General features: G+C 71.5%; 16 protein-coding genes and 1 tRNA gene. 5 read left to right on the top strand and 12 right to left on the bottom strand.

What is annotated here, in order from left to right:
• Positions 1-205: 205 nt before the first annotated feature.
• Both BLT36_RS13085 and BLT36_RS13080 read left to right on the top strand, forming a co-directional pair.
• A complete protein-coding gene (locus BLT36_RS13085) occupies positions 206-1,762 on the top strand; it encodes an amino acid permease (RefSeq protein ID WP_092095696.1) in 1,557 nt (518 codons plus the stop codon).
• Between the two features lie 97 nt (positions 1,763-1,859).
• The gene (locus tag BLT36_RS13080) at positions 1,860-2,165 is read left to right on the top strand and encodes a hypothetical protein (protein WP_092095694.1); all 306 of its coding nucleotides are present in this window, start codon (positions 1,860-1,862) and stop codon (positions 2,163-2,165) included.
• Here BLT36_RS13080 and BLT36_RS13075 read toward each other — a convergent pair.
• From BLT36_RS13075 to BLT36_RS13035, 9 genes are all read right to left on the bottom strand, one after another.
• On the bottom strand, positions 2,162-2,998 hold the full coding sequence (locus BLT36_RS13075) for a VOC family protein (RefSeq protein WP_092095692.1): 837 nt from the start codon (positions 2,996-2,998) through the stop codon (positions 2,162-2,164). The genes BLT36_RS13080 and BLT36_RS13075 overlap by 4 nt on opposite strands.
• 102 nt (positions 2,999-3,100) lie before the next feature.
• A complete protein-coding gene (locus tag BLT36_RS13070) occupies positions 3,101-3,766 on the bottom strand; it encodes a PepSY domain-containing protein (protein ID WP_092095690.1) in 666 nt (221 codons plus the stop codon).
• A gap of 48 nt (positions 3,767-3,814) precedes the next feature.
• A complete protein-coding gene (locus BLT36_RS13065) occupies positions 3,815-5,233 on the bottom strand; it encodes a sensor histidine kinase (protein WP_254787615.1) in 1,419 nt (472 codons plus the stop codon).
• Positions 5,226-5,903 (bottom strand): response regulator transcription factor, encoded by a 678-nt coding sequence (locus BLT36_RS13060; protein ID WP_092095688.1) that lies wholly within the window; start codon positions 5,901-5,903, stop codon positions 5,226-5,228. The genes BLT36_RS13065 and BLT36_RS13060 overlap by 8 nt, the downstream gene beginning before the upstream one ends.
• Positions 5,904-6,038: 135 nt before the next feature.
• The gene (locus BLT36_RS13055) at positions 6,039-6,251 is read right to left on the bottom strand and encodes an SCO4848 family membrane protein (protein WP_092095687.1); all 213 of its coding nucleotides are present in this window, start codon (positions 6,249-6,251) and stop codon (positions 6,039-6,041) included.
• A 125-nt stretch (positions 6,252-6,376) separates the two neighbouring features.
• Complete coding sequence (locus BLT36_RS13050) at positions 6,377-7,201, bottom strand: alpha/beta hydrolase (RefSeq protein ID WP_092095685.1); 825 nt, start codon at positions 7,199-7,201, stop codon at positions 6,377-6,379.
• Positions 7,202-7,334: 133 nt separating this feature from the next.
• Positions 7,335-8,261, bottom strand: a complete 927-nt coding sequence (locus tag BLT36_RS13045) for a hypothetical protein (RefSeq protein ID WP_092095684.1) — start codon at positions 8,259-8,261, stop codon at positions 7,335-7,337.
• Entirely contained in the window at positions 8,258-8,719 is a 462-nt protein-coding gene (locus tag BLT36_RS13040; protein WP_092095682.1) for an ImmA/IrrE family metallo-endopeptidase, read from the bottom strand. The genes BLT36_RS13045 and BLT36_RS13040 overlap by 4 nt, the downstream gene beginning before the upstream one ends.
• Complete coding sequence (locus BLT36_RS13035) at positions 8,716-9,156, bottom strand: hypothetical protein (protein WP_092095681.1); 441 nt, start codon at positions 9,154-9,156, stop codon at positions 8,716-8,718. The genes BLT36_RS13040 and BLT36_RS13035 overlap by 4 nt, the downstream gene beginning before the upstream one ends.
• A gap of 83 nt (positions 9,157-9,239) precedes the next feature.
• Between BLT36_RS13035 and BLT36_RS13030 the strand changes: the two genes are divergently transcribed.
• Entirely contained in the window at positions 9,240-9,890 is a 651-nt protein-coding gene (locus BLT36_RS13030; RefSeq protein WP_254787613.1) for an IMPACT family protein, read from the top strand.
• A 114-nt stretch (positions 9,891-10,004) separates the two neighbouring features.
• Here the strand turns inward: BLT36_RS13030 and BLT36_RS13025 are convergent.
• A tRNA-Lys gene (locus BLT36_RS13025) sits at positions 10,005-10,080 on the bottom strand.
• A 92-nt stretch (positions 10,081-10,172) separates the two neighbouring features.
• On the opposite strand from BLT36_RS13025, the gene bcp reads away from it, so the two are divergent.
• Positions 10,173-10,643, top strand: coding sequence for a thioredoxin-dependent thiol peroxidase (bcp, locus tag BLT36_RS13020; RefSeq protein WP_092095680.1), 471 nt, complete (start codon positions 10,173-10,175; stop codon positions 10,641-10,643).
• A 78-nt stretch (positions 10,644-10,721) separates the two neighbouring features.
• Here the strand turns inward: bcp and BLT36_RS13015 are convergent, their stop codons facing one another.
• Complete coding sequence (locus tag BLT36_RS13015) at positions 10,722-11,144, bottom strand: hypothetical protein (RefSeq protein ID WP_139166466.1); 423 nt, start codon at positions 11,142-11,144, stop codon at positions 10,722-10,724.
• Between the two features lie 259 nt (positions 11,145-11,403).
• On the opposite strand from BLT36_RS13015, the gene BLT36_RS13010 reads away from it, so the two are divergent.
• Positions 11,404-11,652 carry a WhiB family transcriptional regulator gene (locus BLT36_RS13010; RefSeq protein WP_022904217.1) on the top strand — a complete coding sequence of 83 codons (249 nt, stop codon included), beginning with the start codon at positions 11,404-11,406 and terminating at the stop codon, positions 11,650-11,652.
• Positions 11,653-11,848: 196 nt separating this feature from the next.
• Here the strand turns inward: BLT36_RS13010 and BLT36_RS13005 are convergent, their stop codons facing one another.
• Entirely contained in the window at positions 11,849-13,351 is a 1,503-nt protein-coding gene (locus BLT36_RS13005) for a sensor histidine kinase (RefSeq protein WP_092095677.1), read from the bottom strand.
• Between the last annotated feature and the right edge of the window lie 65 nt (positions 13,352-13,416).

Genomic DNA, 13,416 nt, shown 5'->3' with positions numbered 1-13,416 from the left:
TGTCCCCTGTGGGGACGTTCAAGGCTATCGACGCTTGTCCCCCGTCGCGAATCGTGGTCCGCCGGAATCCCGGCAAGCTTGTCCCCCGATCACGGCGTGTCGGGCATGCTCACGGGGATCCTGATCGTGACCGTCTCGTTACAGTGCAGCCGACTCGCATGTTTGTGTGCCACCCCGCGTTCGCTGCACCTGTAGCGTGACGCGCATGACAGCGCAGAACGACACCGGGGTGGGCCGGGCGCCCGCGAACGACTTCTCGCACGAGCAGGAGGGCTACCAGCACGGGCTGAAGCCCCGGCAACTGCAGATGATCGCCATCGGCGGCGCGATCGGCACCGGGCTCTTCCTCGGCGCCGGTGGACGACTCCACTCCGCCGGCCCCGCGCTCGCACTCACGTACCTCATCGCGGGCGTCTTCGCCTTCTTCATCCTCCGTGCGCTGGGCGAGCTCGTGCTGCACCGCCCGTCGTCGGGTTCGTTCATCTCCTACGCCCGCGAGTTCTACGGCGAGAAGTTCGCGTACGCCGCCGGGTGGATGTACTTCCTGAACTGGGCGATGACCTCGATCGTGGACACCACGGCCGTCGCCATCTACCTGCAGTACTGGAAGGCCTTCACCGCCGCGCCGCAGTGGCTCCTCGCACTGATCGCCCTCGTCGTGGTCCTCGCCGCCAACATGGTCGCGGTGAAGGTCTTCGGCGAGCTGGAGTTCTGGTTCGCGCTCATCAAGGTCGCCGCGCTGGTGTCCTTCCTCGTCGTCGCGATCATCTGGCTCGTCTTCGCGTTCCCGGTCGAGACGGGCGGCGAAGCGGTCCGCACCGGGTTCTCGATCTGGGGTGACAACGGCGGCCTGTTCCCGAACGGCCTGCTGCCCGCGGTCATCGTGATCCAGGGCGTCGTGTTCGCGTACGCGGCCATCGAACTCGTCGGCACCGCCTCGGGTGAGACGCAGAACACCGAGAAGGTCATCCCCCGCGCGATCAACTCCGTGGTGTTCCGCATCGCGGTCTTCTACGTCGGCTCGATCGTCCTGCTCTCCCTGCTCCTGCCGTACACGTCGTACAAGGAGGGCGAGAGCCCCTTCGTGACGTTCTTCTCGTCGCTCGGCAACCCGCAGGTCGGCGCGATCGTCGGCGGCATCATGAACTTCGTCGTCCTCACCGCCGCGCTGTCGTCGCTGAACGCCGGGCTCTACTCGACCGGCCGCGCCCTGCACTCGATGGGCATGAACGGTTCGGCGCCGCGCTGGACCACGAAGATGTCGAAGGGCGGTGTGCCGTACGCCGGCATCCTGCTCACCGCGGCGTTCACCGTCGCGGGCGTCGTCCTCAACTACTTCGTCCCCAGCCAGGCGTTCGAGATCGCCCTGAACATCGCCAGCCTCGGGATCATCACGGCGTGGGGCACGATCATCCTGTGCCAGATGCGGCTGCGGCAGTGGGCGAAGCAGGGGCTCGCGAAGGAACCCACGTTCCGGCTCCCCGGCGCTCCGGTCACCGCGTGGCTGACCCTGGCGTTCCTGGCGTCGGTCATCGTCCTGATGGCGATCGACTACCCCGTCGGCACGTACACGATCGCGTCGCTCGTCATCGTGATCCCGCTGCTCATCGTCGGCTGGTTCCTGCAGCGCGACCGCATCCTCCGCATCGCGTCGCTCCGCGAGGGCGTCACCGGCCCGTACCCGATCGGCGTCCGCGACCCCGCGGCCCAGGTGCGACGCAGTGACGGTACGGACGGCACGGACGACGACGCGACGCGCTGACCCCGTTCGGGGCACGTCCCCGCCCGGCGCTGTCCGCAGAGCGAAACGGCACCGCGAAGCAGTCTGCAGGTCCGGCACCCGTCGGTACGATCGGCGGGTGCCGGACCCTTCTGTCTCCCCGACGCTCGACCTGCAGCTGACCTGGCGCGGCACCTTCGGCCGCGTCCGGGTCTTCGACGACCGGGTGCACGCCGAGACGAACTTCGAGCGGGACGGGCTGACCCCGGTGCCGATGGACGCAGTCCGCGGGTGGCGGATCGAACCGTGCGACTTCGATGCCGTGTGCGTCGAGTTCGTCACCCCGGACGACACCTACCGCGTGCTGCTCGACACCTCGGACGAGAAGCTCGCCGGGATGGCCCTCCGTCGCGTGCTCGGCTCGCCGCTGCCGTCGGAGTCCTAACCGGCGCTCGGCGCGAACTGCGTGACCCGGAAGGCCGCGCCCTGCGGGTCCTGGAGTTCGGCGGCGCGGGTCCAGTAGCCCTCCCAGGTGCCGAGCACCCGCCCGCCGAGTCGCTCCGTCAGAGCGGCCGCGTCATCGCGGTCGGCGACACTGAACGAGACGTGCCAGTCGTCGTGGCCCTCGTCCTTGCGGGCCAACGCCCCGATGACGTCGGCGAACCCCTCCGGCGCACCGGCCTGGCGTTCGCGGATGTCCGGGTCCGAGGTGGCAGCCAGGTGGTCGCCGTACCCGGGCAACCGGACCATCGTGCTCGGGCCCTCCTGCATGTCGGACACCCGCCAGCCGAAGAGCTCCTGGTAGAAGGCGAACGCCCGCTCCGGGTCGGTCGACCGCAGGTCGCTGAAGACCCAGCCCCCGGGCGCGTTGATGTGCTGTGCACCGACCCGGTCGCGCGCCTGCCACAGTGAGAACGCCGCACCACGCGGGTCGATGCAGTCGACCCCGCGCCCCGCGGAGCCGCCGGGCCCGGCGTCCTGCGGCCGGGCGGCGGTCCCGCCGAGTTCGACGACGCGCGCTGCGGTGGCGTCGGCATCGTCGACGGCGATGTACGTGGTCCAGGTCGCGGGGTCGTCGCTCGTGGTGATCGCGCCGACGTCCCGCCCGTCGATGCGCACGATGCGGTAGGAGCCCGGGGCGCCCGGGGGCATGCGCTCCTCGCCGTCCCAGCCGAACAACCCGCCGTAGAAGGCCATCGCGGCGTCGGTGTCGGGGTGGCGGGCCTCGATCCAGCTCGGGACGCCCTGCGGGTACGTCCTGGTGGTCTGGTCGGTCATGGTGCCTCCCGTGCTCGTCCGGATGCCCCAGGTCTACCGCGCACCACCGACCGCCGCACGACCGGGCCGCGTCCGTGCGGGGTCCGGCGGCACGGTGCCGGGTCAGTCGTCGGTGTCGACCTGGTCGGTGACGACCGCGCCCGAACCGGCGTCGATGCGGACGCTGTGCTTCGTGCCGGATGCCTCACGGACGTCGCCCTCCCAGACGACCTTCCCGAGGTGGTCGTCGAGGCCGAGCTCGGTGATCGTGCCGGCGTGCAGGTCCGTCAGCTTCGACACGGCGTCCTGCACGTCCAGGTCGGCCGCTGCGGTGAACCGGTCGTGCTCGGCTCGGTCGTCCACATCGGACTGCTCGGTGCGCGGCGATCCGGTGACCGCGGTGCCCTCGGCGTTCGTGTGCACCTCGTGCTCGGTGCCGTCCTTCGTGACGAGCAGGACCTCGAACGCGGAGCCGTTCTGCTCCTGCTCGACCGAGATGACCGTGCCGGACGCGACGGCCTTCCGTGCGGTCTCGACCGCGGCGAGCAGCCCGTCGTTCGACACCGCAGACGCGGCGGTCGCACCACCGCTGGCGGTGCCGCTGGCGGTGCCGCCGGAGCCGCCGGTGCCGCCGGAGCCGGACGCCGAGCCGCTGGTGGCGTCTCCGTCACCGCCGGACGCACACCCGGCCAGGGCGAGCGAGGCCACGAGCGGCAGCGCTGCGAGGCCGACGAGACGGCGAGTCGTGCGGGTCGTGCGGGCGGTGTGGTCGCTGGTGCGTGTGATCATGCGGCAAGCCTGGCGAGGGGGTGCTGAAGCAGACCTGAAGCGACCTGTTCAGGCACCGAGTGCGATGCGCACGACGAAGCGGGCACCGCCGAGCGGGGAGTCCGTCACCGTGACCGTGCCGCCGTGCGCCCGGACCGCATCCCGCACGATGGCAAGCCCGAGCCCCGCGCCTCCGGCGTCCCGGCTGCGTGCCTCGTCGAGCCGGACGAACCGTTCGAACACGCGCTCCCGCTCCCCCGTCGGGACGCCCGAACCGTCGTCGTCCACGGTCAGCACGGCGTCCGGGCCGTCTTCGGCGAGGGCCACCGTCACCCGGGTCGATGCGTGCCGGACGGCGTTGTCGACGAGGTTCTGCACGACTCCCGCCAGGATCCGCGAGTCGCCGCGAACCCGAGCTGCGCCGATCCCCGACCCGTCGACCCGCACGCCGTCGACCCCGGCCGCGCCACCACCACCGCCACCGCCACTGGCCGCGCCACCGCCGCCGGCCGCCCGCATCCGCGCCCGCGCCCGCGCCACCGCGTCCAGCGCCAGGTCGTCGAGGTCCACCGGCCGCCGGGCACCGGTCCCGCCCTCGTCGAGCCGGGAGAGTTCGAGGAGCCCGCTGACGAGCTCCTGCAGCCGCAGCGCCTCCGCCCGGACCACGTCGGAGAGCTCCGCGACGTCGGTCCGGTCGGGGTGGGCGGCGGCGACCTCGGCGTGCTGACGGATGGTCGCGATCGGCGACCGGAGCTCGTGCGAGGCATCGGAGACGAACCGGCGCTGTCCCTCGGCGGATCGGTCGAGCCGATCGAGCATGGTGTTCATGGTGGCGGCCAGCCGGGCGATCTCGTCCCCGGTGTCGGGCACCTCGACGCGGGCGTCCGGCCGCGCTGCCCGGATCGTCTCGACCTCGGTCCGCATCCGTTCCACGGGTCGGAGGGACCGTCCGGTCACGAACCAGGTGACGATCCCCATCACGGCGACGAGCCCCGGCACGCCGACGGCGAGCAGCCCGATCGCGGCACGGAGGGCGGTGTCGGACTGCTCGAGCGAGACACCGTAGACGAGCGTCCCCTCGCCACCGCCAGGCAGGTCGACGTCGTCGGCGACGAGCAGCCACCGCTCCCCGTCGTGCGTCCAGCGCGACTCGTCGGCGGTCGGCAGGGCGGGTGGGTCGGCGTCGTCCCCGTGCGCGAGCACCGAGCCGTCCTCGCCGACGACCTGCACGAGCACGTCCTCGTAGCCGCTGACCACCCCGGCGCCGTCGGCCTCCACGCGGGTGGACGCCTGCTCGAGCCCGGCCTCGGCCGAGGACCGCACCCCGTCGAGGAGCACGAGTCGCAGCACGACGACGAACGCCACGGCGCCGACGAGCAGTGCCGCGAGCACGACGGCGACCGCACCGAGCGTGGTCCGTGCCCGGACGGACCGGAAGCGCCGACGCGGACGACGACCGGGACGCGACACCCGACCGGCCTCAGCCACCGTCCGCCGCCAACCGGTAGCCGGCTCCGCGGACGGTCTCGATGGACGTGCGCCCGAACGGCCGGTCGAGCTTCCGCCGGAGGTGCCCGACGTACACCTCGACGATGTTCGGGTCGCCCTCGAAGTCGACGTCCCAGACGTTCTCGATCACCTCGCGCTTCGAACGGACCTGCCCGGGGTGTCGGGCGAGGAACTCGAGCACCGCGAACTCGCGGCTCGTGAGCTCGACGGGCGTGCCGGCCCGTGTCACGGTGCGGGCTGCCGGGTCGACGACGAGGTCGCCGAGGGTCAGGACCGCCGGCCGCTCGCGGGCGCCCCGGCGGACGAGGGCGCGGAGCCGGGCGACGAGGACCGGGTGCGAGAACGGCTTCGTGACGTAGTCGTCCGCTCCGGCGTCGAGGGCCTCCACCTGGTCCCACTCGCCGTCCTTGGCGGTGAGCATGAGGACGGGGGTCCAGTCGCCGTCGGCCCGCAGCGCGGCGCAGACCGCCCACCCGCTGAGGCCGGGCATCATCAGGTCGAGGACGATCGCGTCGTAGGGGAACTCGCGCGCGTGCCAGAGTCCGTCGACGCCGTCGTGCGCGACGTCGACCGCCCAGCCCTCCGCCTCGAGGCCGCGGCGCACGCCGTCGGCGAGCCGCACCTCGTCGTCGACCACCAGGACACGCATGCGTCGATCCTCCCGTGGCGCGCTGAAGCGCGCCTGAAGCGGCCTGGAGGCGCGGCGCCCGCCCGGCGGACCGGCACCGCGCCTCCAGGCGGTCACCCGGTGCGCGGTGCGCGACCCGCGGTGACGACGCGCGCGTCAGACGAGCAGCAGGATGCCCGCGATGACCGACGCGACGGCGATCGCGAGGGCGATGAGGAGCAGCACGAGGTGCACCGTGTAGAAGGTCGTCGGCTTGCCGGCCGCGTCGCGTGCGCGCGCGTCCTTCGCGACCCGCTGGAAGAAGCGCGGCCAGGCGATGACGTTGAAGACGGCACCGATGAACAGGACGAGAGCTGCGAAGACGGTCACCAGACGATCCTAGACACCGCCCCCGGAGCAGACGGCCGAGGCGGAGCGAGCCGGGGCGGGTGGTGCTCGGCCGCCCCCAACGCGGCCGAGACCCAGCCCGGCGGCCACAGGATCTGTAGCAACTGCTACAAACTGTACACGGCACCGACGGCGGAGTCGAGCCATCCAGTGGGATCAGCGTCCCGTTCACCGCCGTGTTGCGCGCCGTTCACCCGGCGGAGCGTCGCCCGGCCCGGCCAGCCCGCGACCAGGCGCTCGCTCGCGGCGAGCGGCACCGTACGGTCGGCGTCACCGTGCACGACGAGGAGCGGCGGGACGCCGGACGCTGTCGGGATCACGGGCATGCCGATGCGGACGGGGCGTCGCTGTCCGGCGAGGCGGGACAGGACCGGCAGGGCGAGAGTGCCCCGCGCGACGGCGGCGACGGCGCGGCCGAGGGGTCCTCCGCCGGCACCGTGGCCGATCGCGGCGTCCCAGTCGGTCAGCGGACCCGTGAGGACGAGCGACCGGACCCTGACCGGGAGCGGACCTCCGGCGAGGACGCGGAGCCAGAGCGACGCGCCGAACGACCAACCGAGCAGGACGACCTCGGTCGCCCCGCGTGCGGCGGCGAACCGGAGCCAGGCGAGCGCTTCGTGCTGCTCGGGGACACCGAAGCCGTGCCGGCGTGCGGGGTGGCGGGCGGAGTGCGCCGCGAAGAGCACCGTGCAGCCCCGGTCGACGAAGGCCCCGGCGGTCTCCTGGTGGCGGAGCGGGTGCGAACCGAGCCCCGGGAGGAAGACCGCCCAGCGCGAGCCGTCGCCGCCGGACCGCACCCAGCCGGGGAGCCCGTCGAGCATGACCGGCTCGAGGCCGGGGGCGGGGTCGAACGACGGTGTCGGGGGGAGGGCCGCGGCCTTCCGGGCGATCACGACGCCGGCGGTCGCCACCAGCGCGACGGCGCTCGTCACCGCGATCGCCGCGACGGTCGATGCCGCGCGCGCTGCCGCGACCGATGCCGTGGGCGCTGCCGTGGGCGCTGCCGTGTGCGCTCTCGTGGCGCGCGTCCTCGCCGGGCGGGGCCCCCTCGCCGGGCGGCCCCCGCTAGGCCGCATCGAGCGCTGCCTCGGCGTCGGCGAGGGCCGCCCGTTCGTCCTCGCTGAGGGGGCGCCGAGCGCGTCGGGCGCCGTCGTTGATCTCGACGATGATCCGGCTGAGCCGGGTCGCGGGGTCGACGGAGTCCGGGTACGCGTTGTCGATGCCGACCCGTTCGTGCAGCGGAGCGAGACGCCGGAGGGCGACCTCCACCCGACGAGAGCGTCGACGGCGGGCCGCCTGGTGGCCGATGACGAGGAGGAGCATCCCCGAGGAGACGCAGATCACCGCCCCGGGCGTCGTGATGTCGTACGGCAGCGCGAGGGCGTGCGTGGTGTCGAGGTCGCCGAACACGTGCGCGAGGTCCATCACCACGACGACGACCATCCGGACGACCCCGAGGACGCCGCCGAGCACGAGGACCCACAGCCCCACGAGGTCGGTGGTCGTGCGGGCCTCGCGCAGGCGGAGGACGCAGATGAGACCGGTCGCCCCGAGCGCCACGCCGAGGTAGACGGTCTGCGCGATCGAGTAGACCGTCGCTGCCGGGTGCTGCCCGGCGTCGAGCATGAACGTCGTCGTCGTCGGTGGCTTGTCGAGCACCGTGAACGCCACGATGACCACCACCACGACGACCGCGCAGGTCACGACGATCGCGTTGCGCAGCCAGGTCCGAGCCGACCCGACCGCCTTCGCGACACCCCAGAGCAGCGTGCTGGTGCCAGCGACCATCAGGCAGTCACTGATCACCGTGACGACGTTGAACCCGCCGAGCAGCGGATCGAGCCAGCGGTACAGCGGGTCGACGTTCGTGACGATGGTCGCGGCGAACAGCAGGAAGGTGACGGCGAGTGTCCGGTCCTGCCGGCGCTGCAGCACGAGCAGGGTCACCGTGCCGGCGATGAGGAGCAGCGCCTGGACGACGGAGACGATCACCCGAAGACCCCGCGGAAGGCGCTCGGACGGTCGCGGTGATCGCGGATGAGCCCGGCCAACCGGTCGGCGAAGACCTCGGCCTCGTGCTCGTACTCGTTCGAGAACAGTCCGCGGGCGAGGGCCCGCTCGACCTTGTACTCCGGCAGGTCCGGGATGACGTCGCGGATGTAGGCCGCCTGCGGGGCGTGGTCCTGGTGGCGGTGCAGGATGTGGCCGAGCTCGTGGCCGATCACGAACGACCGGAAGGTCTGGGACGCGGTGGGCGAGATCATGATGAGGTGCTGCCGCTCGAGCGTGGCGACGAAGCCGCACACCGGCTCGGCGGAGAGGAAGGCCTCTTCACGGACGACGATCGGCTTGCCGACGACCGTGGCCGCCGCCGCGACGGCCTGGTCGACGTCCGACCAGCCCTCGCGCGCACCCCGGGCCCAGAACGCCTCGACGAAGGACTCGGTCATACGACGCTCCCCCGCTCGGACTCCTCCTCGAGCACCTCTGCGATGCGGCGGAGCGCCTCGGGCGACAGCTCGCCGGGGAACGTGCGGGCGGCGAACCCGCTCACCCGGGCGGAACGGAGCGAACGGACGAGGGCGAGCTGCGCACCGATCCGCTCGGGGACGTCGCTGTCCTCGAGCAGGAAGCGTTCGTCGATCTCGAAGTAGCCGGCCAGCAGGCGGAGGAGCTCGGTGTCGCGGTTGCGCCGACCGTCACCGGACAGCATGTAGGTCCACTTCGCCCGGGACAGCGAACCGCCCTGAGCAGCGACGTACTCCTCGATCGCGGCGAACGGCACCGGTGACCCGCGCTGCGCTTCCTCGAAGTCGAGCAGCAGGTTGAGCCGGCGTGCCAGCTCGGCAGCGTCGAGGACGCCACCCTTCGGATCAGCTCTCGCCATGTCGATCTGACTCCTCCCCAGCCGCACGTCGTGCTCGTCATCGTACCGCGGGCCGGCTGGCCGTCGCGGCTACCCTCGGGGACGTGCCCGCCGCCTTCCCGTCCACGATCGCCCACACGCTGGAGCACGAGATCGTCATCACGAAGTCGCGGTTCATCATGACGGTGGCACCCGTGACGAGCGTCGAGGACGCCGACCGGGTCATCGCCGACGTCCGACGCCGCCGGTGGGACGCCCGGCACAACTGCACCGCGATGGTGACCGGCGTGCTCGGGGACCAGGCGCGGTCGTCGGACGACGGCGAACCCTCGGGCACCGCCGGGGTCCCGATGCTCGAGGTGCTGCGGCGGCGCGGGCTGACCGACGTCGTCGCGGTCGTGACCCGGTACTTCGGCGGCGTGAAGCTCGGCGCGGGTGGGCTCGTCCGCGCCTACTCGACCTCGGTGTCCGAGGCGCTCGACCTCCTGCCGCTCGTGCGCCGTCGCGCCCTGACCCGCGTGACGGTGGACACCCCGCACGCCGACGCCGGCCGGATCGACAACGTGCTGCGCGAGTGGGTGCGGCACCACGAGGCGACGCTCGGCGAACCCGCGTACGGGCAGGCCGCGACGTTCGAGCTCTGGGTGCCCGCCGACGAGATCGGTGCGCTGCGGGCCGACCTCGCCGCGACGTCGGGCGGCGTGCTCGAGCCCGTGGTGGGTGCGGAACGTGTCGTCGACGTCACGACGTCCTGACCGATCCGGGCGGGGCAGGAGATCAGCGCCCGATCGCACTCCGGGCGTGTCCCGCGCAGACGACTGCGCGGCAGGAACGACGAAAGCCCCGCACGTGGTGTGCGGGGCTTCCGGTGGTGCACCCCCTCGGACTTGAACCGAGAACCCACTGATTAAGAGTCAGTTGCTCTGCCAATTGAGCTAGAGGTGCATGTTGCGCTTCCGTGCTGCAACGGGAAACAACAATAGCATGGGTTTCGCGTGCTCATGACCACCCGGGCACCGAACACGAACAGGAGCACCATGACCGATCGTCTCGCCGCCGGCGACACCGCGCCCGACTTCACCCTGCCGGACCAGGACGGCGCCCTGCACACGCTCGCAGCCCTCCGCGGCAAGAAGGTCATCGTGTACTTCTACCCCGCGGCGTCGACCCCGGGCTGCACCACCGAGGCGTGCGACTTCCGCGACAACATGTCGTCGCTGCAGGCCGCGGGCTACGAGGTGCTCGGCGTCTCGAAGGACGACCTGCCGGCACTGCAGGAGTTCCACCACGAGCAGGCACTCACGTTCCCGCTGCTGAGCGACCCCGACCTCACGGTGCACAAGGCCTACGGAGCATGGGGAGAGAAGAACAACTACGGGAAGATCGTCACCGGCACCATCCGGTCGACGATCGTCGTCGACGAGGACGGCACGGTCCAGCTACCGCTCTACAACGTCAAGGCGACCGGACACGTGGCGAGCCTGCGGAAGAAGCTCGGCCTGGTCTGAGAACCGGCCACGCACTGGAGGCCCGGTGCCGGTTCCGAGGACCGGCACCGGGCCTCCAGTGCGTTCGGACCAGACCGTCTACTCGGCCGGACGGGCGAGCGCTTCGGTCACGGGACGCGACAGCACCAGCGTGATCCCGAGGAGTGCGGGGATGAGGAGCAGCCAGCCGACGGCCGGCACGCGGAACACGCCCTGGAACGCGCCGATCGCCAGCGCACCCTGCAGGACCTGCCAGACGATGATGCCGGAGCGGACCCACGGGCGACGGTTCCGCAGTCCGATGAACAGCGCACCGAGCCACAGCGCGGCGATGGCAGCGAGGATCGTCAGCGCGATGCCGGACGCGAGGCTCGATGCCGGGGCCACGATGACCTCCACGAGGAGGACGATCGTCACGACCGCGAGGGCGGCGAACTCGACGCCGACGACGACGAGGAGCGCCACGAGTGCCGGAGACCTCCGCTCTCGGGGCTCGGACTCGTTCGGGGTGGTGTCGTGCACAGCATTCCTCCAGCGTCGGAACCCTTGATTTGGCCCTACCAGTATGGAACGATATTCGAGGTCGTTTGGACGGCACGATGTGGTGTGCGTCTCCCGTGGTTCGACGCTCCTCCCCCGAGCGTTCGCGGGCGTCAGACTCGCTTCCAGCGGACTCCTCCCCCACGGGTGTCCCCTCGTGCCTCGCGCATGCTCAGCGTTCCGATCCCCGAACCGCGGCCCCGGCCTGCCGTTCGAGCATCGATTTCAAGGAGCACCACACATGGACTGGCGTGACCAGGCAGCCTGCCTCACCGCGGACCCCGAGCTCTTCTTCCCCGTCGGGAACACCGGACCGGCCGTCGATCAGATCGAGAAGGCGAAGTCCGTCTGCGCTCGCTGCACGGTCACCGAGATGTGCCTGCAGTACGCACTCGAGAACAACCAGGACTCCGGTGTCTGGGGTGGCCTCAGCGAGGACGAGCGTCGTGCGCTGAAGCGCCGCGCTGCTCGTGCCCGCCGCGCTTCCTGACCCGAGCCCTTCCGCTCCACTCGACGCCCGCCGCCCCTCGGGGCCGGCGGGCGTCGTCGTGTCCGGGCGCGCTGCGCGGTGTCCGGGCGTGCTGAACACCGGTGCTCACGCGTCGCGCCGCGTCATGGAGCGGTTCGACGGACGAACACCGGTGTTCAGCGGACTCGGTTCCACCCGGGAGCCCGGGGAGGAGGGACTAGCTCGCCGCCGCGGTCAGCCAACGGAACGGGATCGTGATGGTGACCTCGGTGCCGCTGCCGGTGAGCGTGTGCCAGTCGATCGTGCCGCCGAGCTCGCCCTGGATGAGCGTGCGGACGATCTGCGTGCCGAGGCCCGACCCGACCTTGCCCTCGGGCAGCCCGACACCGTTGTCACGCACCTGGATGTCGAGGTGGTCGTCGAAGCGCTCCGCCACGATCTCGACCTCGCCGTCGCGGCCGTCCAGCCCGTGCTCGACGGCGTTCGTGACGAGCTCCGTGAGGCCGAGCGCGAGCGGCGTCGCGGCCTCGGAGGGCAGCACCCCGAACTCCCCGGTCTTCTTCGGGCGCACCGTCGTGTTGTGCGACGCGGCGACCTCGGTGACGAGCTTCAGGACCGAGTCGAAGACCTCGTCGAAGTCGACGTTCTGGCTGAGTCCGCTCGAGAGCGTGTCGTGCACCACGGCGATCGCGGCGACGCGTCGCATGGCGTTCTGCAGTGACGTCCGGGCCTCGTCCGAGTGAGTCCGGCGGGCCTGGATGCGCAGGAGGGACGCCACCGTCTGCAGGTTGTTCTTCACGCGGTGGTGGATCTCACGGATCGTGGCGTCCTTGGTGATGAGCTCGCGCTCCTGGTGTCGGAGCTCGGTGACGTCGCGGCAGAGCACGATCGCGCCGATGCGGTCGCCGTGGTCGCGGAGCGGGATCGACCGGAGTGAGACGGTGACGCCCTTCGACTCGACGTCGGCACGCCACGGTGCCCGTCCGGTGACGACGAGCGGCAGCGACTCGTCGACCTCGAGCTGTGCGCCGATGAGTTCGGTGGTCACCTCGGCGAGCGACTTCCGCTCGAGTTCACCCTCGAAGCCCATCCGGTTGAAGGCGCTGAGGCCGTTCGGGCTGGCGAAGGTGACGATCCCGTTCGTGTCGAGACGGAGGAGACCGTCGCTCGCGCGCGGTGCACCACGGCGCGGCCCCGCCGGCGCACCGATGTCGGGGAAGTCGCCCGTCGCGATCATGCCGAACAGGTCGTTCGCACTCGCGGTGAAGTTGAGCTCCTGGCGGCTCGGCGTCCGCATCTCGTCCTGGTTCGAGTGCCGCGTGACGACCGCGATCGGGCGCTCGGTGGTCTCGGCACTGTTCGCGCTCAGGCGACGGAGCACCGGGATCGCCCGGACGCGGGTCGGGGTGTCCTCGTACCAGTCCGGCTCGGCGGAGTCGACGACCTTGGCGCCGGCGAAGCACTCGGTGACCTGCTCGCGCCACTCCTCACGGATCTCCTGCCCGACGATGTCGCGGTAGAAGAGCGTCGCCGCGGAGCTCGGCCGGGCGTGCGCGACGGCCACGAACGAACCGTCCTCGGCCGTCGGGACCCACAGGACCATGTCCGCGAAGGACAGGTCGGCGAGCAGCTGCCAATCACCGACGAGCAGGTGGAGCCACTCCACGTCGGCTTCGGAGGAACGGCCTTGTGCGAGGACGAGGTCACTGAGGGTCGACACCCCGCCAGTCTAGGTGCGGGGCGCTGTGGACAACTTCGCACTCTCCACACCCCAACCGCTGTCAT

The organism is Curtobacterium sp. UNCCL20, assembly GCF_900101675.1.
GTDB lineage: Bacteria > Actinomycetota > Actinomycetes > Actinomycetales > Microbacteriaceae > Curtobacterium.
Note: the sequence above shows the minus strand (reverse complement) of the source record. Positions and strands in the feature narration are given on the sequence as shown.

What these genes read in the sequence shown, in the direction of transcription:
- BLT36_RS13085 (WP_092095696.1), top strand. Translation starts at nt 206, where the DNA reads ATGACAGCGCAGAACGACACCGGGGTGGGCCGGGCGCCCGCGAACGAC.
- BLT36_RS13075 (WP_092095692.1), bottom strand. Translation starts at nt 2,998, where the DNA reads ATGACCGACCAGACCACCAGGACGTACCCGCAGGGCGTCCCGAGCTGG.
- BLT36_RS13070 (WP_092095690.1), bottom strand. Translation starts at nt 3,766, where the DNA reads ATGATCACACGCACCAGCGACCACACCGCCCGCACGACCCGCACGACT.
- BLT36_RS13060 (WP_092095688.1), bottom strand. Translation starts at nt 5,903, where the DNA reads ATGCGTGTCCTGGTGGTCGACGACGAGGTGCGGCTCGCCGACGGCGTG.
- BLT36_RS13040 (WP_092095682.1), bottom strand. Translation starts at nt 8,719, where the DNA reads ATGACCGAGTCCTTCGTCGAGGCGTTCTGGGCCCGGGGTGCGCGCGAG.
- BLT36_RS13035 (WP_092095681.1), bottom strand. Translation starts at nt 9,156, where the DNA reads ATGGCGAGAGCTGATCCGAAGGGTGGCGTCCTCGACGCTGCCGAGCTG.
- bcp (WP_092095680.1), top strand. Translation starts at nt 10,173, where the DNA reads ATGACCGATCGTCTCGCCGCCGGCGACACCGCGCCCGACTTCACCCTG.
- BLT36_RS13010 (WP_022904217.1), top strand. Translation starts at nt 11,404, where the DNA reads ATGGACTGGCGTGACCAGGCAGCCTGCCTCACCGCGGACCCCGAGCTC.